The 23,914-nt window shown below is 66.2% G+C and carries 26 protein-coding genes; 17 read left to right on the forward strand and 9 right to left on the reverse strand.

All coding sequences use genetic code 11. The annotated features are described in order from the left end of the window. Positions 1-49: 49 nt before the first annotated feature. From ACIGJB_RS01675 to ACIGJB_RS01690, 4 genes are all read left to right on the forward strand, one after another. Positions 50-181 carry a cytochrome oxidase small assembly protein gene (locus tag ACIGJB_RS01675; RefSeq protein WP_483711445.1) on the forward strand — a complete coding sequence of 44 codons (132 nt, stop codon included), beginning with the start codon at positions 50-52 and terminating at the stop codon, positions 179-181. Between the two features lie 25 nt (positions 182-206). Next, entirely contained in the window at positions 207-833 is a 627-nt protein-coding gene (locus ACIGJB_RS01680) for a cytochrome c oxidase assembly protein (protein WP_483731103.1), read from the forward strand. A gap of 16 nt (positions 834-849) precedes the next feature. Further along, positions 850-1,074 carry a DUF2970 domain-containing protein gene (locus tag ACIGJB_RS01685; RefSeq protein WP_483731104.1) on the forward strand — a complete coding sequence of 75 codons (225 nt, stop codon included), beginning with the start codon at positions 850-852 and terminating at the stop codon, positions 1,072-1,074. 111 nt (positions 1,075-1,185) lie between these two features. Beyond that, on the forward strand, positions 1,186-2,046 hold the full coding sequence (locus tag ACIGJB_RS01690; RefSeq protein WP_483731105.1) for a cytochrome c oxidase subunit 3: 861 nt from the start codon (positions 1,186-1,188) through the stop codon (positions 2,044-2,046). A 127-nt stretch (positions 2,047-2,173) separates the two neighbouring features. Here ACIGJB_RS01690 and ACIGJB_RS01695 read toward each other — a convergent pair whose 3' ends face one another. Continuing rightward, positions 2,174-2,383, reverse strand: a complete 210-nt coding sequence (locus tag ACIGJB_RS01695) for a twin transmembrane helix small protein (protein WP_483731106.1) — start codon at positions 2,381-2,383, stop codon at positions 2,174-2,176. Between the two features lie 126 nt (positions 2,384-2,509). On the opposite strand from ACIGJB_RS01695, the gene ACIGJB_RS01700 reads away from it, so the two are divergent. The 5 genes from ACIGJB_RS01700 (at position 2,510) to ACIGJB_RS01720 (ending at position 6,785) form a co-directional block, all read left to right on the forward strand. Next, positions 2,510-3,265, forward strand: coding sequence for an SURF1 family protein (locus ACIGJB_RS01700; protein ID WP_483731107.1), 756 nt, complete (start codon positions 2,510-2,512; stop codon positions 3,263-3,265). A gap of 59 nt (positions 3,266-3,324) precedes the next feature. Continuing rightward, a complete protein-coding gene (locus ACIGJB_RS01705) occupies positions 3,325-3,981 on the forward strand; it encodes an SCO family protein (protein WP_483731108.1) in 657 nt (218 codons plus the stop codon). Between the two features lie 12 nt (positions 3,982-3,993). Continuing rightward, on the forward strand, positions 3,994-5,097 hold the full coding sequence (locus ACIGJB_RS01710) for a COX15/CtaA family protein (RefSeq protein WP_483731109.1): 1,104 nt from the start codon (positions 3,994-3,996) through the stop codon (positions 5,095-5,097). Beyond that, positions 5,094-6,029 (forward strand): heme o synthase, encoded by a 936-nt coding sequence (gene cyoE / locus ACIGJB_RS01715; RefSeq protein ID WP_483731110.1) that lies wholly within the window; start codon positions 5,094-5,096, stop codon positions 6,027-6,029. The genes ACIGJB_RS01710 and cyoE overlap by 4 nt, the downstream gene beginning before the upstream one ends. A 135-nt stretch (positions 6,030-6,164) precedes the next feature. Then, positions 6,165-6,785: an SCO family protein gene (locus tag ACIGJB_RS01720; RefSeq protein WP_483731111.1), complete on the forward strand. Its 621-nt coding sequence runs from the start codon at positions 6,165-6,167 to the stop codon at positions 6,783-6,785. Positions 6,786-6,868: 83 nt separating this feature from the next. Here the strand turns inward: ACIGJB_RS01720 and rpoH are convergent, their stop codons facing one another. Beyond that, positions 6,869-7,798, reverse strand: a complete 930-nt coding sequence (gene rpoH / locus ACIGJB_RS01725) for an RNA polymerase sigma factor RpoH (protein WP_483731112.1) — start codon at positions 7,796-7,798, stop codon at positions 6,869-6,871. Between the two features lie 348 nt (positions 7,799-8,146). Between rpoH and ACIGJB_RS01730 the strand changes: the two genes are divergently transcribed. Further along, on the forward strand, positions 8,147-9,022 hold the full coding sequence (locus tag ACIGJB_RS01730) for a pirin family protein (protein WP_483731113.1): 876 nt from the start codon (positions 8,147-8,149) through the stop codon (positions 9,020-9,022). A gap of 12 nt (positions 9,023-9,034) precedes the next feature. Here ACIGJB_RS01730 and ybiB read toward each other — a convergent pair whose 3' ends face one another. The 5 genes from ybiB to ACIGJB_RS01755 all read right to left on the reverse strand — a co-directional run bounded on the left by ybiB (position 9,035) and on the right by ACIGJB_RS01755 (position 14,249). Beyond that, the gene (gene ybiB / locus ACIGJB_RS01735) at positions 9,035-10,045 is read right to left on the reverse strand and encodes a DNA-binding protein YbiB (protein WP_483731114.1); all 1,011 of its coding nucleotides are present in this window, start codon (positions 10,043-10,045) and stop codon (positions 9,035-9,037) included. Positions 10,046-10,132: 87 nt separating this feature from the next. Continuing rightward, a complete protein-coding gene (locus ACIGJB_RS01740) occupies positions 10,133-10,936 on the reverse strand; it encodes an ABC transporter ATP-binding protein (protein WP_483731115.1) in 804 nt (267 codons plus the stop codon). Positions 10,937-10,968: 32 nt separating this feature from the next. Continuing rightward, positions 10,969-11,871 (reverse strand): nitrate ABC transporter permease, encoded by a 903-nt coding sequence (gene ntrB, locus ACIGJB_RS01745; RefSeq protein WP_483731116.1) that lies wholly within the window; start codon positions 11,869-11,871, stop codon positions 10,969-10,971. A 52-nt stretch (positions 11,872-11,923) separates the two neighbouring features. Further along, on the reverse strand, positions 11,924-13,237 hold the full coding sequence (locus tag ACIGJB_RS01750) for a CmpA/NrtA family ABC transporter substrate-binding protein (protein WP_483731117.1): 1,314 nt from the start codon (positions 13,235-13,237) through the stop codon (positions 11,924-11,926). Positions 13,238-13,595: 358 nt separating this feature from the next. Next, a complete protein-coding gene (locus tag ACIGJB_RS01755; protein ID WP_483731118.1) occupies positions 13,596-14,249 on the reverse strand; it encodes an ANTAR domain-containing response regulator in 654 nt (217 codons plus the stop codon). A 217-nt stretch (positions 14,250-14,466) separates the two neighbouring features. On the opposite strand from ACIGJB_RS01755, the gene ACIGJB_RS01760 reads away from it, so the two are divergent. Both ACIGJB_RS01760 and maiA read left to right on the forward strand, forming a co-directional pair. After that, positions 14,467-15,168 (forward strand): fumarylacetoacetate hydrolase family protein, encoded by a 702-nt coding sequence (locus tag ACIGJB_RS01760; protein WP_483731119.1) that lies wholly within the window; start codon positions 14,467-14,469, stop codon positions 15,166-15,168. A gap of 4 nt (positions 15,169-15,172) precedes the next feature. Then, the gene (gene maiA, locus ACIGJB_RS01765; protein WP_483731120.1) at positions 15,173-15,820 is read left to right on the forward strand and encodes a maleylacetoacetate isomerase; all 648 of its coding nucleotides are present in this window, start codon (positions 15,173-15,175) and stop codon (positions 15,818-15,820) included. A 65-nt stretch (positions 15,821-15,885) separates the two neighbouring features. On the opposite strand, the gene ftsY is transcribed toward maiA, so the two are convergent. Continuing rightward, positions 15,886-16,992 (reverse strand): signal recognition particle-docking protein FtsY, encoded by a 1,107-nt coding sequence (ftsY, locus tag ACIGJB_RS01770; RefSeq protein ID WP_483731121.1) that lies wholly within the window; start codon positions 16,990-16,992, stop codon positions 15,886-15,888. 194 nt (positions 16,993-17,186) lie between these two features. On the opposite strand from ftsY, the gene ACIGJB_RS01775 reads away from it, so the two are divergent. The 5 genes from ACIGJB_RS01775 to ACIGJB_RS01795 all read left to right on the forward strand — a co-directional run bounded on the left by ACIGJB_RS01775 (position 17,187) and on the right by ACIGJB_RS01795 (position 21,828). After that, positions 17,187-18,707, forward strand: a complete 1,521-nt coding sequence (locus ACIGJB_RS01775; protein ID WP_483731122.1) for a M16 family metallopeptidase — start codon at positions 17,187-17,189, stop codon at positions 18,705-18,707. A gap of 25 nt (positions 18,708-18,732) precedes the next feature. Beyond that, complete coding sequence (locus ACIGJB_RS01780) at positions 18,733-20,106, forward strand: M16 family metallopeptidase (protein ID WP_483732233.1); 1,374 nt, start codon at positions 18,733-18,735, stop codon at positions 20,104-20,106. 82 nt (positions 20,107-20,188) lie between these two features. Further along, on the forward strand, positions 20,189-20,833 hold the full coding sequence (gene rsmD, locus ACIGJB_RS01785; RefSeq protein WP_483731123.1) for a 16S rRNA (guanine(966)-N(2))-methyltransferase RsmD: 645 nt from the start codon (positions 20,189-20,191) through the stop codon (positions 20,831-20,833). A 179-nt stretch (positions 20,834-21,012) separates the two neighbouring features. Continuing rightward, positions 21,013-21,498, forward strand: coding sequence for a pantetheine-phosphate adenylyltransferase (coaD, locus tag ACIGJB_RS01790; protein ID WP_211947085.1), 486 nt, complete (start codon positions 21,013-21,015; stop codon positions 21,496-21,498). 69 nt (positions 21,499-21,567) lie between these two features. Next, entirely contained in the window at positions 21,568-21,828 is a 261-nt protein-coding gene (locus ACIGJB_RS01795; RefSeq protein WP_066739904.1) for a YfhL family 4Fe-4S dicluster ferredoxin, read from the forward strand. Between the two features lie 116 nt (positions 21,829-21,944). Here the strand turns inward: ACIGJB_RS01795 and ACIGJB_RS01800 are convergent, their stop codons facing one another. Next, positions 21,945-23,798, reverse strand: coding sequence for a PhoX family protein (locus tag ACIGJB_RS01800; protein ID WP_483731124.1), 1,854 nt, complete (start codon positions 23,796-23,798; stop codon positions 21,945-21,947). Between the last annotated feature and the right edge of the window lie 116 nt (positions 23,799-23,914).

The following is a 23,914-nucleotide window of genomic DNA, read 5'->3' on the forward strand; positions in this document are numbered from 1 at the left end:
GAGGGCGCCAGCCGCCTTCCGTGCCGGCAGGTAATACAAGATGCAGAAGATGCAGGCTCCACAAAAAAAACCATCGCAAGCAGGCCAGAAAGCCGCCAACCGGCGCCTGGGGCTGATCCTGTTTTCCATCGTGGTGGTTTTCTTTCTGGGGTTCTTCGCCAAGATGGTGTTCCTTGGCTGAAGCTGCGGAGTAGCGGGGAAGCGGGATGAGCGTCGATCAGCAGGAGCAGCAGCAAGGTCAGGGCAGGGAAGCCGACAAGCGGTTCAACCGCGGCATGATGCTGCGGCTGGTCGTGATCGTTGGCGTGATGTTCGGCTTTGGCTACGCGCTGGTGCCGCTGTACAAGAAGATCTGCGACCTCACCGGGCTGAACGTGGTGACCACGCGCGAGCTGTATGGCGGCTCGCTCAAGAACACGCAGGTCGACACGAGCCGCATCGTCACGGTGGAGTTCGATTCGAACGCGCGCGGCCTGTTCGCCTTCCGTCCGGTGAAGAACAGCATGGAAGTGCATCCGGGCGAGATGGTGACGATCGTCTACGAGGTGGCCAACGGGCAGTCGCGCGATATCTCGGCGCAGGCGATCCCGAGCTACGCGCCCAAGCAGGCGACCGAGTACTTCAAGAAGCTCGAGTGCTTCTGCTTCAAGCAGCAGACGCTCAAGGCCAAGGAAGCGCGCGAGATGCCGGTGGTGTTCGTGATCGATCCGAAGCTGCCGAAGGACGTGAAGAACATCACGCTGTCGTACACCTTCTTTGAAGTCGGTACGCCGGTGGCGCAGGCACCGCAGGGCGCGCTGGAAAGCCCGCCCGCGGCGCGCAGCGGCGGTTGAGGCAGGAGGAAGCGCCGTGGGTGAAATGAAGGACGCGGTCAAGCGCAAGATGTCGTTCGCGCAGACCATGCGTGCGGTGTTGTGGTCGTTCATCGGCCTGCGCAAGGGCGCGGAGCACGAGAGCGACATGGCCAGGCTGAACCCGGTGCATGTGGTCATTGCCGGGGTGATCGCGGCGGCGGTGTTCATCGCGATCCTGATCATGATCGTACGGGTCGTGGTCAGTTCCGCCGCGGCCTAGCAGGGCAGGTAGGGTAGACAGAAAAGCAGTGCCGCCGGCGGCCAGGGAGACAAAGCCGCCGGATGCGCCGATATAACGATTGAACCAAGACTCTGAGCTGGAGATAAAAGAATGAGTGCGAATCGCGCAAACGCTCCGTACTACTTCGTACCGGGACCGTCGCGCCACCCGATCACGGCAGCCATCGGCCTGCTGATGACCGGCGCCGGCGCTGCCGGCTGGGTGAACGGACAGCACTGGGCGCCGTACCTGTGCGGCTTCGGCCTGCTGTGGTTCCTGTTCGTGCTCAAGAGCTGGTTCAGCGACGCCATCGGTGAATCCGAAGGGGGCATGTACGGCAAGAACATCGACCTGTCGTTCCGCTGGTCGATGGGCTGGTTCATCTTCTCCGAGGTGATGTTCTTCGCGGCCTTCTTCGGCGCGCTGTTCTACGCCCGCACCATCGCCATGCCGTGGCTGGGCGACCTCGACAACAAGATCCTGTGGCCCGACTTCGCCGCCGTCTGGCCCAACACCGGCCCGGCCGGCGTGGTCGAGACCTTCCAGACCATGGGCCCGTGGCCGATCCCGACCATCAACACGGCACTGCTGCTGATGTCGGGCGTGACGCTGACCTGGGCGCACCACGCGCTGCTGGCCGGCAAGCGCAGCCAGCTGATCCAGGGCCTGGTGCTGACCATCATGCTCGGCGCAATCTTCATGTGCTTCCAGGCGTACGAGTACATGCACGCCTACTCGGAACTGAACCTGAAGCTCACCTCGGGTGTGTACGGTTCCACGTTCTTCCTGCTGACCGGCTTCCACGGCTTCCACGTGACCATGGGCGCGATCATGCTGACCGTGGTGCTGATCCGCGTGCTCAAGGGCCATTTCACGCCCGACCATCACTTCGCGTTCGAAGGCGCCGCATGGTACTGGCACTTCGTTGACGTGGTGTGGCTGTTCCTCTACATCGTGGTGTACTGGCTGTAAGCAGCAATTTGTCGTACCGGCGGAAGGCCTGAAGCGCCTTCCGCTGCGGGACCACAAAACAGAAGCGCCGCAGGAGGGAAACCCAGCCTGCGGCGCTTGTTTTTTGCGGTATCGGAAGACGCGGCGTCTAGGGACTCATGCGGATGCCGGTGCTGTGGATCCAGCCCATCCAGTTCGAGAACAGGATGAACAGGAACAGCGCCACCGAGAAGCCCACGCGCAGCATCAGCGAGCGCATCATGTTCGGCGTCCTGCCGCGGTCGCGCATCATGAAGAAGAGGGCCGAGGCCAGGCTGCCGATGATCAGGAGAAAGGCGACGATGATGACAAAGCGCATGGCGGGGCAGGCTGGCCGCGATACGTACGATACGTACGACAGGTACGATACGTGCCGCGGGCTCGGGGGCGGAAAGTGTCATTATCGCACCGCCGGCATGTCGCCGTATGCGACGGGAGCGGCCCGATGAAGCTGTGGCGCGCCCTGAGTCCGGTGCCGACTGTCGCGGCCGCAGCGGTGATCGCGGCGACCTGCGCGCTCGGCAACTGGCAGCTCAATCGCGCGCACGAGAAGATCGCGCGTGCCGAACGGCTGCAGGCACTGGCCGCACAGCCGCCGGTGACGCTGACCACCGCGCCCGCTCCGGGCGGCCTGGCGGACCGCACCGTGCGCGTCACCGGGCGCTTTGAAGCGAACCGGTCCGTCTTGTTGGATAATCGCCCCCACGGCAATGGCGCCGACAGCCGCGCCGGCTTCCTGGTGCTGACGCCCCTGCAGATCCGGAGTGATGGCGCCGCCGCCCGCAGCGTGCTGGTGCTGCGGGGCTGGCTCCCACGAGATGTCCAGGACCGCACGCGCATTGCGCCATTCCCGACGCCAGCCGGTGAAGTCACCATCGAAGGCACGGCACTTGCTGCCGTGCCCAAGGTCTATAGCCTGGGCCAGCCCGCAAGCGCCGAAGCCGGACAACGGATTCGACAGAACGTGGACCTGGCTGCCTACGCGGCCGAGACCGGCGTGGCGTTGCAGCCGATTGTGATCGAGCAGCGCACCGATACCGGCGATGGCCTCGCGCGCGACTGGGCGCCGGCTGACCTGGGGGCCGACCGGCACTACGGCTACGCCTTCCAGTGGTTCGGCCTGGCCGCGCTGACACTGGTGCTGGTGGTAGCGCTGGGCTGGCGCCGCGCGCGCCGGCTTGCCGTGGCAGGACCCACTTGACGAACAACAGGCGCGCGCCATCGGGCGGGCGCCACGACCAACGAACGACAGACGTACGCATGCCACACCAAGACTCCGCCCCGGCTCCGGCCGGCACGGCACCGGCGCCGGACTCGCGCATCGACGCCCGCACCCGCCGCGGCCGCATCCAGATGCTGATGCTGTTGCTGGTGTGCGCCTCGCCGGTGATCGCGTCCTACCTGACGTTCTACGTCTTCAAGCCGGCCGGCGGCGCCACCAACTATGGCGCGCTGATCGATCCGCAGCGTCCGATGCCGGCCGTGCGCGTCGCCAACGAGCGCGCCGAAGCCGTGCCGCTCGAAAGTTTCCGCGGCAAGTGGCTGCTGGTAACGACCGATCCGTCCGCCTGCGGCGAAGCGTGCGCAAAGAAGCTGTTCACCATCCGCCAGATCCGCGCTGGCCAGGGCCAGGACCGCGAACGGATCGTGCCGGTCTGGCTGATCACGGATGAGGGTGCCGTCGACGAACGCCTGTCGGCCGCCTACAACGAGCCGTATGCCGGCGTGCGCTTCCTGCGCATCGCGCCTGACGTGGCGCGCCAATGGCTGCCCGCGGCCGAGGGCGGGCATATCGAAGACACCATCTTCCTGGTCGACCCGCTCGGCAACCTGATGATGCGCTTCCCGAAAGACCCCGACCCCAAGAAGATGAGCGGCGACCTCAAGAAGCTGCTTCGGGTCTCGCGCATCGGCTGAGGGACGACTGGCATGCTGCTTCAACTCGCCATCATCGGCGTCCTGATCGCGCTGTTCCCGATCTCTTACGTGCTGGTCCGCGGCGACCGCAACAAGTACCGCAAGCTGGTCTGGATCACCGCGTTCCTGACGCTTGACCTGATCATGTTCGGCAGCTTCACGCGGCTGACCGATTCCGGCCTCGGCTGCCCGGACTGGCCGGGCTGCTACGGCCATTCCAACCCGCACGCGGCGATGGAGCCGATCCACGCTGCCCAGACCGCGCTGCCCAGCGGCCCGGTGACGCTGGCCAAGGCGTGGATCGAGATGATCCACCGCTATTTCGCCATGGCGGTGGGCGTGCTGATCATCACGCTGATGGTGCTGGCGTGGGTCAAGCGCAAGGAACTGAAGCAGTCGCCGTGGTTCGCCACCAGTGTGCTGCTGCTGGTGTGCGTGCAGGGCGCGTTCGGCGCCTTCACGGTGACGATGAAGCTGCAGCCGATCATCGTCGTGACGCACCTGCTGCTCGGCATGAGCCTGCTGGCGGCGCTGATCTGGCTCGGCTCGCGCAATGATCCGCCGCATGCTGTCGCGCCGCAGGCCGGGGCGTTGCGCTGGCCCGCGCGCGTGGCGCTGCTGCTGCTGATAATCCAGATCTTCCTGGGCGGCTGGGTCAGTACCAACTACGCGGTGATGGCGTGCACCGATTTCCCGCTGTGCAACGGCCAGCTGGTGCCCGAGATGGATTTCACGCACGGCTTCACGCTATGGCGGCAGCTCGGCATGACGGCTGATGGCGACTACATACCGCATGCGGCGCTGGTGGCGATCCACTGGGTGCACCGCTGCTTCGCCGTGGTCGTGCTGGGCTACCTGGCGTGGTTCGGCCTGCGCGCACGCAGGCTTGAAGGGCTGGGCGGCACGTCGCGCTGGCTGCTGGCCGCGCTGGCGCTGCAACTGGCGACCGGACTCTCGAACATCGTGCTCGACTGGCCGCTGGTGGCCGCCGTGCTCCACAACGGCGGCGCGGCGGTGCTCCTGCTGCTGCTGGTGCGACTCAACTACAATATAGGGCTCGCGACCCGACGCGCCGACGCTGCCTCCAGCGTGCCGGCTGCCGCTCGCGCCACATGAAAGACAAACTCCCTCCCGTGGTTACTGCAACACAACCCCATCCCGTGGGCCGGCTGCGTCACCTGGCTCGCCAATATGCCGCCCTGACCAAGCCGCGCGTCACGCAGCTCGCGGTGTTCTGCGCCATTATCGGCATGTTCCTGGCCACGCCGGGCATGGTGCCCTGGCGCGTGCTGATCGGCGGCGCCGCAGGCATCTGGCTGCTGGCCGGGGCCGCGTTCGCGATCAATTGCCTGGTCGAGCAGAAGATTGACGCGCTGATGCGCCGCACCGCCTGGCGCCCGTCGGCCACCGGCGAGATCACCACCACCCAGACGCTGATCTTCTCGGCCGTGCTGGGCGGCGCCGGCATGTGGCTGCTGCATGTGTTCGCCAACGACCTGACGATGTGGCTGACCTTCGCCACCTTCCTTGGCTATGCCGTCGTCTACACCATCCTGCTCAAGCCGGCCACGCCGCAGAACATCGTCATCGGCGGCCTGTCGGGCGCCATGCCGCCGGCGCTGGGCTGGGCGGCCGTGGCCAACGACGTGCCGGCCGAGGCCTGGTTCCTGGTGCTGATCATCTTCACCTGGACCCCGCCGCATTTCTGGGCGCTGGCCTTGTACCGCCGCGCCGACTACGCCAAGTCGGGCCTGCCGATGCTGCCGATCACGCACGGCGAGAAGTACACGCTGCTCAATATCCTGCTGTACACGCTGGTCATGATCGCCGCGACGCTGCTGCCTTTTGTGTATGGCATGTGCGGCTATATCTACCTGGCCAGCGCGCTGGTACTGGGTGTCTGGTTCCTGAAGTACTCGTGGACGCTGTACCGCAATTACTCCGACGAACTGGCGCAGCGCACCTTCCGCTTCTCGATCCTGTACCTGTCGATCCTGTTCGCGGCTTTGCTCGTCGATCACTACTTCAAGTTCGTGCCGCAGATCTGAGCGGCACCATTGTTCGCGGCCTGCGGCATCTTGTCGCGGCCGCCGTGCCGCACGGCGCGGATGGGCGATACTGTGTGCTGCCCTCGCCATCGCGCGCCACCGCAGTCTTGCCGGCGCCCCGACTTCCAATCTCGCATGAACAAGCCAAGCCAATCTTCCGGGCTCCTCGCCTCGTTCCGCCGTTTTGCCGCGCTGGCCCTCCTGGCGCTGGCGCTTGCCGCCTGCGGCCAGCAGAAGGCCTCGTTCCGCAACGTCGACATCAGCGGCGGCGCTGACTTCGGCAAGGATTTTTCGCTGACCGACCACAACGGCAAGGTCCGCACGATCGCCGACTTCAAGGGCAAGGTCGTGGTGATGTTCTTCGGCTACACGCATTGTCCCGACGTCTGCCCGACCACCATGGCCGAACTCAAGGCGGTGATGGAGCAGCTCGGCCCGGACGCCGACAAGGTGCAGGTGCTGTTCGTCACGGTCGATCCGGAGCGCGATACGCAGGCGCTGCTGGCGCAGTACGTGCCGGCGTTCGATCCGCGCTTCCTGGGCATGCGGCCGGCCGACGAGGCGGCGCTGCAGAAGGTCGCCAAGGATTTCAAGGTGTACTACGCGAAGGTGCCGGGTTCTTCGCCGAACAACTACACGATGGATCACTCGGCCGGCAGCTACGTGTTCGACCCGGAAGGGCGGCTGCGGCTGTTCATCCGCCACGGGCAGGGGCCGGAGCCGATCGCTCACGATATCAAGCAGCTGCTGTCCTGAGCGCAGCGCGGGAATGAAAAAAGGCCGGTCCAGTGGACCGGCCTTTTGCATGGCGCCAGCGGTTGCCCGGGGCGCGGCGGCGATCAGGCAAATGCCTGCAGTGCGCCCTTCATCTTCTTCATGGCGGCCGCCTCGATCTGGCGAATCCGTTCGGCCGATACGCCGAATTCATCGGCCAGCTCATGCAGCGTGGCGCCACCCGAGCCATCATCCTCGACGTTTAGCCAGCGCGCCTCGATGATGCGGCGGCTGCGGTCGTCCAGGCGCGTCAGCGCTTCTTCCAGCCCCTCGACCTGCATGCGGTCGTGACGCTTGGCTTCCAGCACGCGCGTGGGCTCGTTGTGGTTGTCCGCCAGGTAGGCGATCGGGGCGAAGTCTTCCTCGCCGTCTTCGATTTGCCCTTCCAGCGCGAGATCGCCACCCGACAGGCGGGTTTCCATCTCCATCACTTCTTCCGGCTTGACGTTGAGCTCGCGCGCAACGGCTTCGATCTGCTCCGGCGTGAAGGTATGGGCGCCCTTCTTGTGGCTGCGCAGGTTGAAGAACAGCTTGCGCTGGGCCTTGGTGGTCGCCACCTTGACCATGCGCCAGTTCTTCAGCACATACTCGTGGATCTCGGCCTTGATCCAGTGCATCGCATACGACACCAGGCGCACGCCCTGGTCCGGGTTGAAGCGCTTCACGGCCTTCATCAGGCCGATATTGCCTTCCTGGATCAGGTCGGCGTGCGGCAGGCCATACCCGAGGTACTGGCGTGCGATCGACACCACCAGGCGCAGGTGGGACATCACCAGCTGGCGTGCGGCATCAACGGAATCATGGTCGCGCAGTTCGCGCGCGAGACGCTGCTCTTCCTCGGCGGTCAGCAGGGGAATGCGGTGGATGGCCTGGATATAGCTTTCCAGGTTGCCCACGGTGGCCGGGAAGGTCAATGCAAAGCTTCCAGCCAGCTTGGGCGCCGTCGGCAGACGGCTGTTCAGCACGGTTTGGTCGGCAGGCAAGACTGCGTTCACTCAATTACTCCTTTCGCATCCGGCGGTTCGGTTGCCGGTGTGCCGCTCCGGATGGGAAGGCACAGCATTGCAACACATCTTAGCACTCAAGCCGGGTGAGTGCTAATTGGAGTCCCTAACGGCCTGATAGTTCCTGATGATTGTCATCTATGTTCAGATAGTGTTATGCGCAACAAGATACTCAGACTGCATATCCGGTGCTCGGATATCCTGAGTTAGAGGGCCGCGCGGGCCCTCGGTTCGCACTCGCCGGCGGGATACAGTATTGCGCCAGCCGCTACACTGACAGTGCTGTCACGAGCACCGTCACGGCGTGCACAAGAGCCTGCTTCAAGATCCGGAGGAGCTATGTCTGCCATCGAACACCTGCTCAAGCCCCATGTGCGGGACCTGGGCGATTTCACCGTGCGTCGCCTGCTGCCAGCCGCTGCCGCCCAGACCGTCGGCCCGTTCATCTTCTTCGACCATATGGGTCCGGTGACGCTGCCGCCTGGCCACGGTGCCGATGTGCGGCCGCATCCGCATATCGGCCTGGCCACGGTGACTTACCTGTTCGACGGCGAGATCATGCACCGCGACAGCCTTGGCAGCGAGCAGCTCATTCGCCCCGGCGACGTCAACTGGATGACCGCCGGCAACGGCATTGTCCATTCGGAGCGTTCGCCCGAGACCGTGCGCGAAGCCGGCGCGCGCCTGCATGGCATCCAGACCTGGGTGGCATTACCGAAGGACCATGAGACCGTGGCGCCGTCGTTCTTCCATCATCCCGGTGCCACGCTGCCGAAGATCGAACAGCCGGGCGTGCGCATGACGGTGATTGCCGGAGATGCCTTTGGCAAGACATCGCCAGTCAAGGTATTCAGCCGCACGCTGTACGTGGCGATTGAACTCGATGCCGGCGCGAGCGTGGAGATTCCGCCGGAGCATGCCGAGCGGGGCATCTATCCGGTCGACGGCAGCGTGGCGCTCGACGGCGAAGCGCTGCCGGCCGAGCATATGGTCGTGCTGACGCCTGGCCAGGCTGCCACCCTGACGGCCACCGCGCCGTCGCGCGTGATGCTGCTGGGCGGAGATCCGACCGACGGTCACCGCTTTATCTTCTGGAACTTCGTCGCCAGCAGCAAGGAAGCGATCGAGGCGGCTTCGCAGCGCTGGGAGGATGACGGCTTTCCTCATGTCCCCGGCGAGACCGAACGCATTCCGCTGCCGCCGCGCAAGACCTGAAGCGCCTGCGGGTCAGAGCGGACTGGCCCAGGCCACGCGCGTGCCCTGACGCAGGCATTCCTGGATGGCGCGCACCTGCGTTGCGATCGGCGCGGGCACCGGCACTGCTCCGTCCAGCACCTTGCGCGTCCAGGCCGCCGTGTCGGCCACGTCGCTGCCCTGGGGCAGCTCGGGCACATCGGCAATCGATCCGCTGGTCGGGTCAACCAGCGTCTGCTGGTGCCCGTCATGCAGCCAGTCGATGCGGCTGCCGCGGCGCGCATCGGCCACCACCTCGCCTTCGGTGCCGCGGGCCAGCAGCACATTGGCGGGCTCGTGCGAGAAATAGTCCGTCAGCGTTTCTCGGTATTCCGGGTGCGTGTAGCTGTACAGGCGCAAGGCCTCGGCCGGCGAATGCGAGCCGACCGGCTGCAGCATCTTGGCCACGGTGTGCGACGAATTGCGCAGGCCGATGACCATGCGCCGGTCCAGCAACTGCGACAGGCCCGGCGAGAGCACATCCACGGGCACCACCGCCAGCGGCCCATTCGCCCCATCGCCATCGCGCAGGCGCGCAGTGGCCTCGTCGGTGGTGGCGCACAGCGGTACGCCCAGCGCCTCGAACAGGGCCAGGCTGGTCACGCGGCCCTGGAACTCGCGCGAACCGTGCACCAGCACCGGAATATTCTCGCGAGCCAGCAACAGGGCCAGCAAGGGTACGAGGTTGGGCTGCTTGCGCGCGCCGTTGTAGCTTGGGATGACTACCACCTGTCGATCGCCCGGCGCGGCCAGCGGCTGGCAGTGCGCGTGCGCGGCCTCGAGCATGCCGGCCAGTTCGTGCGGGGCTTCGCCCTTGATGCGATAGGCCATCAGCACGGCACCCAGTTCCAGGTCGGATACGCGCCCGGCCAGCATGGCGTCGAACAGGGTTTGCGCGTCTTCGCGCGGCAGTGCGCGGGCGCCGTTCACGCCGCGACCGATTTCCTTGATGTAGCGGGCCGCTGAAAACGGGCCCGTGGCAGGTGTGGCGGTGGATGTAGTCATGGGCGGGCAGCGTGGGGTTTGGTGTTTCGCTTCATGATAGCGGAGCGTCGCCGCCACGCCCATGGCGGCGGGCGCGTCCGTGGCCGTTCACGCCGCTTCCTGAAGGGCCGGGTTGCGCTGCTTGCGGTAGAGGAAATCCAGCACCGCCGTGCGGCAGGCGTGGTAGTCCTTGTCCTCGGCCAGCGCCACGCGGTCGCGCGGACGCGGCAGGCCGACGCTGAGGATTTCGCCGATCGTGGCCGCCGGGCCGTTGGTCAGCATCACGATGCGGTCGGCCAGCAGCACGGCCTCGTCCACGTCGTGCGTGACCATGACCACGGTGCTGCGGCTCTGCTCCACGATCTTCAGCAAGGCATCCTGCAGATGGGCGCGCGTCAGGGCGTCGAGCGCGCCGAAGGGCTCGTCCATCAGCAGCACCTTGGGCGCCATGGCGAGCGCGCGCGCAATGCCCACGCGCTGCTTCATGCCGCCCGAGATCTCGTGCGGGAACTTGCCTTCCGCGTGGGTCAGGCCCACCAGCGCCAGCGTGTCCTGGGTACGCGCCCTGAGCTGCGCCTTGCTCTCGCTGCCACCGAACACGCGTTCCACGCCAAGGTGGACGTTGTCGAAGCAGGTCATCCACGGCAGCAGCGAGTGGTTCTGGAACACCACCGCTCGCTCGGGTCCCGGGCCGGCGATTTCCCGGCCCGCGCAGATCAGCGTCCCGGTGGTCGGCGTGGCCAGGCCCGCGACCAGGTTCAGCAGCGTGGACTTGCCACAGCCTGAGTGGCCGATCAGCGTGATGAACTCACCCTGCGCGATCTGCAGGTCGATGTCGCGCAGCGCCACGAACGGCCCCTTGCGCGTCTTGAAGGTCTGCCCGACGTTTTCGATGCTGACGAACTTTTTCATGGGGATTTCCGTTGGGTTTGCGCGCGGTGCAGTCAGGGGTTGCCGTAGCTGAAGCGCCGGGCCAGCGCGAGCAGCGCGTGTTCCAGCAGCAGCCCGATCACGCCGATCACGAAGATGGCGATGACGATGTGCTCGACCTTCAGGTTGTTCCACTCGTCCCACAGCCAGAAGCCGATGCCGGTGCCGCCGGTCAGCATTTCCGCGGCGACGATGACGAGCCACGCGGTGCCGATCGACAGCCGCACGCCAGTCAGCATGTATGGCAGCACCGCCGGGAACAGCACGCGCGTGAACACCTTCCATTCGGACAGGTCCAGCACGCGCGCCACGTTCAGGTAGTCCTGCGGCACCCGCGTGACGCCCACGGCGGTATTGATCACCATCGGCCAGATCGAGCAGATGAAGATGGCCCAGATCGCGGCCGGGTTGGCGGCCTTGAACAGCAGCAGCCCGATCGGCAGCCACGCCAGCGGCGACACCGGCCGCAGCAGGCTGATCACGGGCGACGCCATCGCATTCAGGAAGGCGAAGCGCCCGAGGATGAAGCCGGCCGGAATGCCAACCAGTGCCGCCAGCCCGAAGCCCGCCCCCACGCGCGCGAGCGATGCCAGCACGTTCCAGCCGATACCCTGGTCATTGGGGCCATTGCGATAGAACGGGTCGGTGAACAGCGGCACGGCGGCATGCCAGGTGGCGCCCGGCGTTGGCAGCGCGGGGATCAACGTGGCGATGCCGTGCCAGGCCAGCACGAACAGCGCGAAGCCCAGCAGTGGCGGCATGCATCCGAGCAGGGCGGCGCGCAGCGCCTCGCGGCGTTCGGCGCGCCGTGCCTGGGTTTCGATTTCCAGCGCGCGACGCCGCGCGCGTTCGCTCGCATCAGGGTCGGCCTGCAAGCCGGTGGCGCCTTCCGGCGCGGGTCTGGCTATGGCATTCACGTCTGGCTCCTTGGTTCAGGGGCAATCCGAAACGATGTCGATGACCTGCACGTCAGGCATCGATCTTGAAGCCGTCGGCGTAGGCCTTCGGATCCTTGGTGGCATCCCACACCACGCCGTCGATCAGCTTCGCGGTGCGGAAGTCGCTCTTGGGCAGCGGCACCTGCGCCGCCGTGGCGGCCTGCTTGTAGACGTCGATGCGGTTGACCTGCTTCGCCACCGCGAGATAGTCGGGGTGGGTCTTGAGCAGGCCCCAGCGCTTGTGCTGCGTGAGGAACCACATGCCGTCCGACAGGAACGGGAAGTTGGCCAGGCCGTCCTGGTAGAACTTCATCGAGTCCGGATCATCCCAGGTCTTGCCCAGGCCATTGCTGTAGCGGCCCAGCATGCGGTCCAGGATGATGTCCATGTCGGTATTGACGTAGGACTTCGCGGCAATGGTCTCGGCCGTCTTGCGGCGGTTCGAGGCCGATGCGTCGATGAACCTGGAGGCTTCGAGGATTGCCGCCACCATCGCGCGCGCCGTGTTCGGATACTTCTGCACGAATTCGGCGGTGGTGCCGAGCGTCTTCTCGGGGTGGTCCTTCCAGATCGCCTGCGTGGTCTCGACCGTGAAGCCGATCTTGTCGGCAATGGCGCGCGCGCCCCATGGCTCGCCCACGCAGAAGCCATCCATATTGCCCACCCGCATATTCGCCACCATCTGCGGCGGCGGCACGGTGATGGCCTTGGCGTCCTGCATCGGGTTGATGCCGTTGGCGGCCAGCCAGTAATAGAGCCACATCGCATGCGTGCCGGTCGGGAAGGTCTGCGCGAAGGTGTAGTCGCGCTTTTCCCTGGCCATCAGCGCCCTAAGGCTGGCGCCGTCCCTTACGCCTTTCTCGGCCAGCTTGGACGACAGCGTGATGGCCTGACCGTTGTGGTTCAGGCTCATGAGCACCGCCATGTCCTTCTTCGGGCCGCCGATGCCGAGCTGCACGCCATAGATCAGCCCATACAGCACATGCGCGGCGTCAAGTTCGCCGTTGACCAGCTTGTCACGCACGCCGGCCCAGGAAGCCTCCTTGGTCGGCGTGATCCTGATGCCGTACTTCTTGTCCAGCCCGAGCGTCGAAGCCATGACCACCGAGGCGCAGTCCGTCAGCGGAATAAAGCCGATGCGCACCTCGGGTTTCTCGGGCGCGTCCGAACCCGCCGCCCAAGCGCCGGCGCGCACCAGCGGATCCACCAGCGTCATCACGCTGGCCCCGGCCATGGTGGCCAGCGCGCGGCGGCGGCCGCTGCTGGCCGGTGCCGCGTCGGCGGTGGCGAGGCTGGCGTCGACCGCGGCGTGCTGCGGCCTGGTAATCCTGAGGCGAGAGGGCATTGCTTGGCTCCAAGAAAAAAAAGCATCCCGATCCGCAACCCCGCATTTGCCAGAAGACAGGGTGCAGCGCAGGACGCCGTTGTCCGTGGCGTAGCGCGGCCCGCGTTGGCCATGCCCGCCTGAGTTGTGATCGACCCTCGTTGGCCGATGTGCGGATAACGCAATGGCTGTGCCAGGGCGTTGCGGTGGGTGGAGAGGCCGTCCGACGGCCGAGAGCGGGACAAAAGCAGAGTTTGGGGACAGGCATGCCCGCCAGCTGCGCGAGCCGGGTCCAGGGCGGAGGCGCGACGGTCATGGATCGGCGCCAGTTTTGTGCATTGCACCAGCCGCGTGCCGCGGCCGCACCGCACGCGCGGACTCAGCCCATCACGTCGATGACGCGCTGGGCTGCCTCCACGAGCTTCAGCCCGCGTTCCATGGCCATGCTGCGCAGGCGCTTGTAGGCGTCATCCTCGCTGAGGCCGCGCGCCTGCATCAGCAGGCCCTTGGCGCGTTCCACCACCTTGCGCTCGGCCAGCTTCAGGCGCGTGGCGTCGAGTTCGGCGCGCAGTTGCTGGTCGAGTTCGAAGCGGGCGTAGGCCACGTCCAGCACGGTCTTGACGCGCTCGGCGCGCAGGCCGTCGACAATATAGGCCGTGATGCCGGCCGACAGCGCGGCCTTGATGCGCTGGGCGTCGTCGTTGTCGGTGAACAGCACGATCGGGCGCGGCGCATGCTGCGTGGACACACACACATGCTCCACCGTGTCGCGCGCGGCGGACTCGGAAGCAATGATGATCAAGTCCGGTTGCCTGGCCGCGATGACATCGGGCAGGCGCAGGTCGGCGTCCACCGTCTCGATGTCCGTAAATCCCGTGCTGATCAGCCCGCCCCGGATGGTCTCGACATTGAGCGGGTCGACGTCATGCGGGTCGCGCACCAGCAGGATGCGCAACGTGCGCGTGGCCGGTGCGCTGCCGTGCGAGGAGGCGCTGGACTGGTTTGGCGAGGGGGGCGCAGGGTGGCGAGTCATGGGTATTCTGGGTTGCCTCGCGTTATGCAAGATCCGCGCCGGGAACCCGCTGCGGCACGTCCGCCGGTACATCGGGGGCTTTCCCCCATCCACTGTATGCCGTCGTACGCAGCCCCGTGGGCAAGGTGTATGCTGTTGCCCTGCTGCGCGCGGGGGTGTCTGCTGGCGACGCCGCTCACTCGTGCGCAGGAATATCAGAACAAGCCTGGAGAGATGCATGACCGAATTCGTTTTTGCCCCGCCGGCACCCGTTGGCGTGCCGGTGCGCGGCAGCAACGCAAGTTTCCCGGTGCGCCGCGTGTACTGCGTCGGCCGCAACTACGCCGCCCACGCCCGCGAAATGGGCTCGGACCCGGACCGCGAACCGCCGTTCTTCTTCTGCAAGCCGTCGGACGCGGTCAGCTACGTGGCGGACGGCGCCGAGGGCACCTTCCCGTACCCGCCGGGCACCAGCAACGTCCACTATGAAGTGGAAATGGTCGTGGCGATCGGCAAGGGCGGCAAGGACATCCCGGTCGAGCAGGCCGCCAGCCACGTGTTCGGCTACGCCGTGGGCCTCGACATGACGCGCCGCGACTTGCAGAACGAATCGAAGAAGACGGGCCGCCCCTGGGAGACCGGCAAGGCCTTCGACCATTCGGCGCCGATCGGCCCGATCGTGCCGGCATCGGCCATCGGCCATCCGGAAAAGGGCGAGGTGACGCTGTCCGTCAACGGCGTGGAAAAGCAGCGCGGCGACCTGGCCGACCTGATCTGGTCGGTGCCGGAAATGGTGTCGTACCTGTCGAAGCTGTTCGAACTGCAGCCCGGCGACGTGATCTTCAGCGGCACGCCCGAGGGCGTGGGCCCGGTGGTCAAGGGCGACGTGATGCAGTGCCATGTCGGCGGCGTGGGCAACCTGACCATCAAGGTGGTCTGATCCGATGAAGCTCTACAGCTATTTCCGGAGCTCCGCGTCCTATCGCGTGCGTATCGCGCTGGAGCTGAAGGGCCTGCCGTACGACTACATGCCGGTGCACCTGCTCAAGGACGGGGGGCAGCAGCTGCTGCCCGAGTTCCGGGCGCTGAACCCGGACGGCCTGGTGCCCGCGCTCGTGCTAGACGACGGCAAGGTGCTGCAGCAGTCGGTGGCCATGATCGAGTACCTGGACGAGATCCATCCCGAGCCGAAGCTGCTGCCCGGCACCGCACTGGACCGCGCCTATGTGCGCGGCCTGGCGCTGGAGGTAGCCTGCGAGATCCATCCGCTGAACAACCTGCGCGTGCTCAAGTACATCAAGCGCACGCTGGGCGTTGCCGACGAGGCCAAGGACGCGTGGTACCGGCACTGGATCGAACTGGGCTTTGCCTCGGTCGAGGCCAACCTGGAGCGCCAGGGAAAGGCCGGCCGCTTCTGCTTTGGCGATACGCCGACGCTGGCCGATATCTGCCTGGTGCCGCAGGTCTTCAACGCGCAGCGCTTCAATATCGACGTGAGCCGTTACCCGACCATCGCGCGGATCGAGCAAGCATGCATGGCGCTGCCGGCGTTCCAGAAGGCGCAGCCGAAGGAACAGCCCGACGCGGAGTGATGCGCCGGCCCGGCCATGAAAAACGCCCCGGTCATGCCGGGGCGTTTTTCATTCGGGTGGCGTGATCAGCCGAGCAGCGCGTCGGCGAACTCTTCAGCCTTGAACGGCTGCAGGTCCTCGACCTTCTCGCCGACGCCGATGAAGTAGACCGGCACCGGCCGCTGGCGCGCGATGGCCGCCAGGATGCCGCCCTTGGCGGTTCCATCGAGCTTGGTCACGATCAGGCCGGTCAGGCCGAGCGCATCGTCGAACGCGCGCGTCTGCGCCAGGGCGTTCTGGCCAGTGTTGGCGTCGATCACCAGCAGGACCTCGTGCGGGGCCGTGGGCATGGCCTTGCTGATCACGCGCTTGACCTTCTTGAGCTCTTCCATCAGGTGCAGCTGCGTGGGCAGGCGCCCGGCGGTGTCGGCCATCACGATGTCGATGCCCCGCGCGCGCGCCGCATTGACGGCATCGAAGATCACGGCGGCCGGGTCGCCGCTTTCCTGCGCCACCACGGTCACGTTGTTGCGCTCGCCCCAAATGGTCAGCTGTTCGCGCGCGGCGGCGCGGAAGGTATCGCCGGCGGCCAGCAGCACGGATTGGCCGTAGTGCTGGAAATGCTTGCACAGCTTGCCGATGCTGGTGGTCTTGCCGGCGCCGTTGACGCCCGCGATCATCATCACCAGCGGCTGTTCGCGGCCCAGCGCCATGGTTTTTTCGAGTGGGCGCAGCAGCTGGATCAGCAGGTCGCGCAGTGCGGCCTTGACGCCCTCGGCGGTCTCGATGCGGTCGTTGCGGACGCGCTTGCGCAGTTCACCAAGCAGGTATTCGGTCGCCTCGACGCCGGCGTCAGCCATCAGCAGGGCGGTTTCCAACTCCTCGAACAGGGCTTCGTCGACCTTCATGCCGACAAAGAGCGTGCTGATATTGCGGCTGGTCTTCGACAGGCCGGTGCGCAGGCGCTGCACCCAGCCGCGGCGGGCTTCGGCCGTCTGCGCCGGCGCCGGGGTCAGTTCCAGCTCTTCGAGCGCGACCGGCTCGACCGGTGCAATGGGCGCGGGGGATGGGGCATAGGACTGTGCCGGGCTGGCGACAGGAGAGGGCTCCGGAGTGGGAGCCGGCGTGGCGGCGGGCTGTTCTGCCGGCGCTGGGGCCGGCTCGGCCTTGCGCTTCTTCCAGAAACTAAACATTGGGGAAAGGGGTCAATACCCCGTCAGGATCGGCCGCCGTCCGGCGGCGTCGTTAATCAATCAGGCCTTACGCATTATCCCGGCACCCCACCAGCCTCTCGTTGTGGTGCGCGCCTGCTTTTGCGTATAGTTCGTAACACAGCGGATTCATGGATACATGAATCGATCGGCAAAATTCTAGCAGACGGGGTTGCATGGACCATTGCACAGTCTTGACCGGAACGGGCGCCGCCCGCCCTGAACCCTTCCCCGCCCGTGCCGCGGGCCGGGCGTCGCTGCAACGCCTGGCCAGGCGGGCACTACCCGTGCTGCTGCTGGCCGTGTTGCCGTGGTCGGCCGGCGCCGAGGCGCAGCGCACGGTCGCCTCGCCCATGCCGTCCGGACAGACGGCCCCGGTCGGCGCCACGGCGCAGGGCACCACCGAATACCGCTTGTCCAACGGCCTGCGCCTGATCGTCAAGGAAGACCATCGCGCGCCCACGGTGGCGCACCAGATCTGGTATCGCGTCGGCGGCGTCGACGAGGTCAGCGGCACCACCGGCGTCGCCCACATGCTCGAGCACATGATGTTCAAGGGCACGCCCAAGGTCGGCGTGGGCGAGTTCTCCAAGCAAGTCGCGGCGCTCGGGGGGCGCGAGAACGCCATGACCAACCGCGACTTCACGCTCTATTACCAGCAGATCAGCAAGCAATACCTGCCACGGATGATGGAGCTGGAGGCTGACCGCATGGCCAACCTGATCTTCAACCAGGGCGAGTTCGAGCGCGAGATGAAGGTCGTGATGGAGGAGCGCCGCCTGCGCACCGACGACTCGGCGCGCGGCACGGTCTACGAGCAGCTGCTCGCCGCGGTCTATGTCGCCGCGCCTTACCGGCACCCGGTGATCGGCTGGATGGACGACCTGGTCAACATGCGCCTGGACGATGTCCAGGCCTGGTACCGCAGCTGGTACGTGCCCAACAACGCCACGGTGATCGTTACCGGCGACGTCAAGCCGGCCGAGGTGCGTGCCATGGCCGAACGCTATTACGGCAAGCTCAAGCCGCGCACGCTGCCACTGCGCAAGGAGCAGGTCGATCCGCCGCAGATCGGCATCAAGCGCGTCTGGGTGAAGGCGCCGGCCGAGAACCCGTACATGGTGATGGCCTACAAGGTGCCGCGCCTGCGCGACGTGGAAAAGGATGTCGACCCGTATGCGCTGGAAGTGCTGGCCGCCGTGCTCAACGGCTACGACAACGCGCGCCTGACGCGCGAGCTGGTGCGCGAGCAGCGCCTGGCCGACGACGTCAACGTCGGCTACGACAGCATCAACCGCGGCAATTCCCTGTTCGTCCTCGACGGCACGCCGGCCGATGGCCACACCACCGACCAGATCGAGGCGGCGCTGCGCGAGGAAATCCAGCGCATCGCCAAGAGCGGCGTGTCGCCGGAGGAACTCAAGCGCGTCAAGGCGCAGGTCGTCGCCAGCCAGATCTACAAGCGCGATTCGGTGTTCGGGCAGGGCATGGAAATCGGTGTCGCGGAGATCTCCGGCATTTCCTGGCGCAACATCGATCGCATCCTCGACAAGATCAAGGAAGTCACCCCGGCCCAGGTGCAGGCCGTGGCCGCGAAGTACTTCAACGACGACAACCTGACCGTAGCCACGTTGTTGCCGCAGCCGATTGATCCGAACAAGCCCAAGGCCAAGGCCCCTGAAGGCCTGCGCCACTGAGAATCCACGCATGTCCTTATCTGAGATGAGCGAGATGAGCGCGATGAGCGAGTCGACTATTCCTTCGCCGCGCGCGCTGCGCCGGCTGGCTGGCGCGGCGCTGGGCGCGCTGGCGCTGCTGCTTGCGCAAGGCGCGCTGGCCGCCATTCCGATCGAACACTGGACCGCCTCCACCGGCGCGCAGGTGTTCTACGTGCACAGCCCGTCGATCCCGATGCTGGACGTCAATGTCGATTTCGACGCCGGCAGCCGCTATGACCCTGCGGGCAAGGCCGGGCTTGCCACGCTGACTGCGGCGCTGCTCGACAAGGGCGCGGCCGCGCGCAACGGCCAGCCCGCGCGCGACGAGGCGCAGATTGCCGACGCCTTTGCCGATACCGGGGCCGTCTTCGGCGGCGCCGCGGGCGGTGACCGCGGCGGCATCGGCATGCGCACGCTGACCGCGCAGCCGGAGCTCGACCAGTCCGTGGCGCTGGCCATGCAACTTATCCAGGCGCCCACTTATCCGGATGCCGTGGTGGGCCGCGAAAAACAGCGCCTGATCAGCGCCATCCGCGAGGCCGACGCCAAGCCGGGCGTGATCGCCGACAAGGCGCTGGCCAAGGCGATGTATCCGGGCCATCCGTACGGCGTGTCGGCCACAGCGGCCTCGGTCGAGTCGATCACGCGCGATGACATCGCCAAGTTCTGGCGCGACAACTACGGCGCGTCGCGCGCGGTGGTCACGCTGATCGGCGCGGTCGACCGCAAGCAGGCCGAAGCGATCGCCGAGAAGCTGACCAGCGGCCTGCCGCAGGGCAGTGCGCCGCCGGCCATGCCGCAGGTACAGATGACCATCCCGGCCAGCGAGCAGCGCGTGCCGCATCCCGCGCAGCAGGCGGCGGTGGTGACTGGCCAGCCGTCGATAGCGCGCGGCGATCCGGATTACTTCGCGCTGCTGGTCGGCAACTACGTGCTTGGCGGCGGCGGCTTCAGCTCGCGCCTGACCGATGAGGTGCGAGAGAAGCGCGGACTCACCTACGGCGTGGACAGCTACTTTGCGCCGTCCAAGCAGCCGGGTCCGTTCGGCATCAGCCTGCAGACCAAGAAAGAGCAAACCAACGAGGCGCTGGCGCTGGTACGGCAGGTGCTGGCCCGCTTCGTCGCCGAAGGCCCGACCGACGCCGAACTCAAGGCCGCCAAGGACAATCTGATCAATGGCTTTCCGCTGCGCATCGACAGCAATCGCAAGCTGCTGACCAACGTAGCCAATATCGGCTGGTACGGCCTGCCGCTCGACTACCTGGACACGTGGACGGCGCAGGTCGGCAAGGTCACCAGCCAGCAGGTGAAGGCGGCCTTCGGGCGCCATGTCCACCCGAATGCCATGGCCACGGTGATCGTCGGCGGTCCGGAGTGAGCCCTCGTCCTCTTCGGCCTGCCGCACCCGGTGTGCAACGACAACTGATAGCCGAAGCGCCGACAGGCCCTACAATCACGGGATGAATTCGCGTTCCCGATCTCCTTCGCCCGCCGCGAGCGGGCGATCGTCTTCTCCGGCGCCCCGCCAGGCGCCGTCCCAGGTCCGTATCATCGGTGGCCGCTGGAAGCGCACGATGCTGCCCGTGCCTGAAGCGCAAGGGCTGCGGCCCACGCCCGACCGCGTGCGCGAGACCCTGTTCAACTGGCTGGGGCAGGACCTCGCCGGCCTGAACTGCCTGGACCTGTTCGCCGGCTCCGGTGCGCTCGGTTTCGAAGCGGCGTCGCGCGGTGCACAGGGCGTCACGCTGGTCGAATTCAACCCGCGCGTGGCCAAGCAGTTGCGCGACAACCAGTACCGGCTCGATGCCCCCCAGATCCGCGTGATGCAAGGCGACGCATTTGCGATTGCCTCGCAGATGCCGGACGCCAGCTTCGATGTGATCTTCCTGGATCCGCCCTTTGCCGAGGACTGGCTGCGGCCCGCACTGGAACATGCGGCGCGGCTCCTGAGCCCTGGCGGCGCCGTGTACGTGGAAACGGACCGTTCGCTGACCGGTGCGGATGCGCCGGTCCCCGCCTCGCTGGAAATCGTCCGCCAGGCACGCGCCGGCGCGGTGCATTTCCACCTGCTGCAGCACCGCAGCGCCGGGAACGGTGCGGCTTGATGCATGCGGCGGCGCACGGTGCGATGCGGCAAAAGCACACGTTGACGACTTCCAATTCACGGAATTAGCGTTACACTACGCCGCTGTTATAACGCTCGCGACGCATCAACCACCCGGCGCGGCCGGTAGGTCAGGGCGGTCCGGAAAAGGGCCGGCAGCGGGCAGATCAAGGAGGAAGTATGGCCATCGCGGTCTACCCCGGTACGTTTGATCCCATGACCCGGGGGCACGAGGATCTGGTCCGCCGTGCGTCGAATATTTTCGACGAGCTGGTGGTTGGCGTGGCGCACAGCCCCAATAAGCGCCCGTTTTTCTCGCTCGAAGAGCGCATCAGCATCGCTCGTGAAGTGCTGGGCCACTATCCCAATGTGCGTGTCGAAGGTTTTGCCGGACTGCTCAAGGATTTTGTCCGCAAGAACAACGCACGCGTGATCGTGCGCGGCCTGCGCGCCGTGTCGGATTTCGAGTACGAGTTCCAGATGGCGGGCATGAACCGCTACCTGCTGCCGGACGTGGAAACCATGTTCCTGACGCCGTCCGACCAGTACCAGTTCATCTCCGGCACCTTCGTGCGCGAGATTGCGGTGCTTGGCGGCGATGTCAGCAAGTTCGTGTTCCCGTCGGTGGAGCGCTGGCTGCAAGAGAAAATCGCCAAACCGGAATAAAATACCGGTTTCAGACGCGTCGATTCGCGGCCAGTTCGGGCGCGGGCGTGTCAGCTGGAAGGAAACACCATGGCGCTACTGATCACCGACGACTGCATCAACTGCGACGTTTGTGAACCCGAGTGCCCGAACGAAGCCATTTCGATGGGGCCCGAGATCTATGAAATCGACCCCAACAAGTGCACCGAATGCGTCGGGCATTTCGACGAACCGCAATGCCAGCAGGTTTGCCCGGTCGCCTGCATCCCCAAGGATCCGAACCGGATCGAGACCCACGAGGTGCTGATGCAGCGCTACCGCCTGCTGACGGCCGCCAAGCACGCTGCCTGAATTGCCGTCCCATACGGGCGACAGGTCGATACGGCACAAAAAAGCCCCCGCCACCGCAAGGTGGCGGGGGTTTAATTTTCCCCAGTTACTACGGTACTGCCTGCAACACTGCGCGGTCAGGCGCCCATCGGCTTGCCGTCGGGGCGGCGTACCACGATGGTGGACGAGCGCGGCGGCTTGGCTGCATCCGGCCACTTGCCGGTGGGATGCTGGATATTGATGAAACAGGTGGTCAGGTCCGGCGTGTACGCAATGCCGGTAATCTCGCACCCGGTCGGGCCGGTCAGGAAGCGCTTTGACTGACCGGTCGGCGAGATGTAGTACATGCTGTTGTTGCCGAAGGTGTTGATGTAGCTGGCGCTGGTGCTCGAGTCGGTTTCGACCCACATGCGGCCCTTGGGATCCACGCGCAGCCCGTCCGGGCTCGAGAACGTGTCGCCGTTGATATTGCCCTTGAGGTTGGCGGTAGCCAGCGAGGGGTCGCCGGCCAGCAGCAGGATGCTCCAGGTGAACGTGGTGGCCAGCGGCGAGCCGCCGGCTTCCCGCCACTGGATGATGTGCCCATGCAGATTGCTCGTGCGCGGGTTGGCGGCGTCGGTCTGCTTGCGTCCGCTGTTGTTAGTCAGCGTGCAATAGATGGACTTGTCCGGCGCCACCGTGATCCACTCGGGGCGGTCCATCAGCGTGCCGCCGGCTACGCGCGCGGCCGCCTTGGTGTTGACCAGCACGTCGGCCTGGCTGGTGAAGTCGACCGTGGCCGGGGCCGGTGATGTGGCGAACTGGGTCCAGTTGCCCGGGTCGGAAGCGCCGACGGTCAGGCCGTTCTTGCCCTGCGTCAGCTCCACCCACTGGCCGCTGCCATCGGCGTTGAACCTGGCGACGAATAGCGTGCCGTTGTCCAGCAGATTGGCGTTGGCGGCGCGGTTGTCCGGGTCGAACGCCTTGGTCGGCACGAATTTGTAGATGCAGCCTGGCGTGCCGTCGTCGCCCATGTAGAAGGCGACGTTGTTGCCGGCATCGGCCAGGAAGGCGACGTTCTCATGGTCGAAGCGACCCATGGCGGTGCGCTTGGCCGGCGCGCCGAGCGTGCTGTACGGATCGATTTCGACGACCCATCCGTAACCCTTCTCGTCCTGGGTCGGGTCGAGGTAATTGTCCGTGCTTTCTTCGCAGGTCAGGTACGTGCCCCACGGCGTGTAGCCGCTGGAGCAGTTGTTGAGCATGCCGACCACGGTCGAGCCCACTGCGGACGCGGCCGGGCCGCTCACGCGATACAGCGAGTTGCCGGTGTGGCGCTTGTTGTAGGCGGAGCCGCGCTTGACTTGCCAGTTGCCGCTTGCGGCCAATTCCACCTCGATCACCGAGATGCCGACGGCCGAAAGCGCGATGCGCTTTTCCTCGGGCGTGGCGGTGCCGGCGTTGTAGGTGCCGCTGGCAAACAGGATGTTGTAGTCGGGCAGCTCGTGGTTGATCGCGAGCAGGCCGCCTTTCTGCGGATCGACGCCGGGCAGCGCGAAGTAGTGCATGCCGTCGTGGTTGCCGCCTGCGTGGCGCTCGGTTTCGGCCGAGGACTGGAAGGTGCCGGCATAGCCGGGGGAGCCGGCCTCGACCGGATCGCCTGCGGAGAACAGCACGTCGACGTTGTAGCCTTTGGGCACGACCACGGTATCGGCGGTCGACCTGGCCACAGGTTCGAAGGTGACTTCGTAGCTCAAGGGGACGGCGTCTGGTGTGACCGGCGCGGGGGTAGGCGCCGCTGCAGGTGCCGCTACCGGATCGTCGCCGCCGCCGCATGCGGCCAGCATGCCGCTGCCAAAAGCAGTGGCCAGCGACAAGCCCAGACCGCCGCGCAGCACGCGGCGGCGGGCCGGATTGGCGGCGACGATGTCCTCCAGCCTCTGGCCGGGCACGTCAACATCGGGCTTGGCGGCACGGCTGGCGGCGCGCGCTGCGTCGGTCAGGTACGACATGGACTCTCTCCTGTGGGGTTTGTCATGTGCGGCCGCCATCCTGTAATGCCGGCCCGCTTGCTGAGCCCGCAATGTAGGTGCTGTCCGTGTAATGCTGATGACAAGATGTCTGCTAC

The sequence above is a fragment of the Cupriavidus sp. C2SS-8b genome (assembly GCF_057073745.1).

Bases quoted from the DNA above. Each gene is read 5' to 3' on its own strand.
- ACIGJB_RS01675 (WP_483711445.1), top strand. From the start codon at position 50: ATGCAGGCTCCACAAAAAAAACCATCGCAAGCAGGCCAGAAAGCCGCC.
- ACIGJB_RS01680 (WP_483731103.1), top strand. From the start codon at position 207: ATGAGCGTCGATCAGCAGGAGCAGCAGCAAGGTCAGGGCAGGGAAGCC.
- ACIGJB_RS01690 (WP_483731105.1), top strand. From the start codon at position 1,186: ATGAGTGCGAATCGCGCAAACGCTCCGTACTACTTCGTACCGGGACCG.
- ACIGJB_RS01695 (WP_483731106.1), bottom strand. From the start codon at position 2,383: ATGCGCTTTGTCATCATCGTCGCCTTTCTCCTGATCATCGGCAGCCTG.
- ACIGJB_RS01700 (WP_483731107.1), top strand. From the start codon at position 2,510: ATGAAGCTGTGGCGCGCCCTGAGTCCGGTGCCGACTGTCGCGGCCGCA.
- ACIGJB_RS01705 (WP_483731108.1), top strand. From the start codon at position 3,325: ATGCCACACCAAGACTCCGCCCCGGCTCCGGCCGGCACGGCACCGGCG.
- ACIGJB_RS01710 (WP_483731109.1), top strand. From the start codon at position 3,994: ATGCTGCTTCAACTCGCCATCATCGGCGTCCTGATCGCGCTGTTCCCG.
- cyoE (WP_483731110.1), top strand. From the start codon at position 5,094: ATGAAAGACAAACTCCCTCCCGTGGTTACTGCAACACAACCCCATCCC.
- ACIGJB_RS01720 (WP_483731111.1), top strand. From the start codon at position 6,165: ATGAACAAGCCAAGCCAATCTTCCGGGCTCCTCGCCTCGTTCCGCCGT.
- ACIGJB_RS01730 (WP_483731113.1), top strand. From the start codon at position 8,147: ATGTCTGCCATCGAACACCTGCTCAAGCCCCATGTGCGGGACCTGGGC.
- ybiB (WP_483731114.1), bottom strand. From the start codon at position 10,045: ATGACTACATCCACCGCCACACCTGCCACGGGCCCGTTTTCAGCGGCC.
- ACIGJB_RS01740 (WP_483731115.1), bottom strand. From the start codon at position 10,936: ATGAAAAAGTTCGTCAGCATCGAAAACGTCGGGCAGACCTTCAAGACG.
- ACIGJB_RS01750 (WP_483731117.1), bottom strand. From the start codon at position 13,237: ATGCCCTCTCGCCTCAGGATTACCAGGCCGCAGCACGCCGCGGTCGAC.
- ACIGJB_RS01755 (WP_483731118.1), bottom strand. From the start codon at position 14,249: ATGACTCGCCACCCTGCGCCCCCCTCGCCAAACCAGTCCAGCGCCTCC.
- ACIGJB_RS01760 (WP_483731119.1), top strand. From the start codon at position 14,467: ATGACCGAATTCGTTTTTGCCCCGCCGGCACCCGTTGGCGTGCCGGTG.
- maiA (WP_483731120.1), top strand. From the start codon at position 15,173: ATGAAGCTCTACAGCTATTTCCGGAGCTCCGCGTCCTATCGCGTGCGT.
- ftsY (WP_483731121.1), bottom strand. From the start codon at position 16,992: ATGTTTAGTTTCTGGAAGAAGCGCAAGGCCGAGCCGGCCCCAGCGCCG.
- ACIGJB_RS01775 (WP_483731122.1), top strand. From the start codon at position 17,187: ATGGACCATTGCACAGTCTTGACCGGAACGGGCGCCGCCCGCCCTGAA.
- ACIGJB_RS01780 (WP_483732233.1), top strand. From the start codon at position 18,733: ATGAGCGAGATGAGCGCGATGAGCGAGTCGACTATTCCTTCGCCGCGC.
- rsmD (WP_483731123.1), top strand. From the start codon at position 20,189: ATGAATTCGCGTTCCCGATCTCCTTCGCCCGCCGCGAGCGGGCGATCG.
- coaD (WP_211947085.1), top strand. From the start codon at position 21,013: ATGGCCATCGCGGTCTACCCCGGTACGTTTGATCCCATGACCCGGGGG.
- ACIGJB_RS01795 (WP_066739904.1), top strand. From the start codon at position 21,568: ATGGCGCTACTGATCACCGACGACTGCATCAACTGCGACGTTTGTGAA.
- ACIGJB_RS01800 (WP_483731124.1), bottom strand. From the start codon at position 23,798: ATGTCGTACCTGACCGACGCAGCGCGCGCCGCCAGCCGTGCCGCCAAG.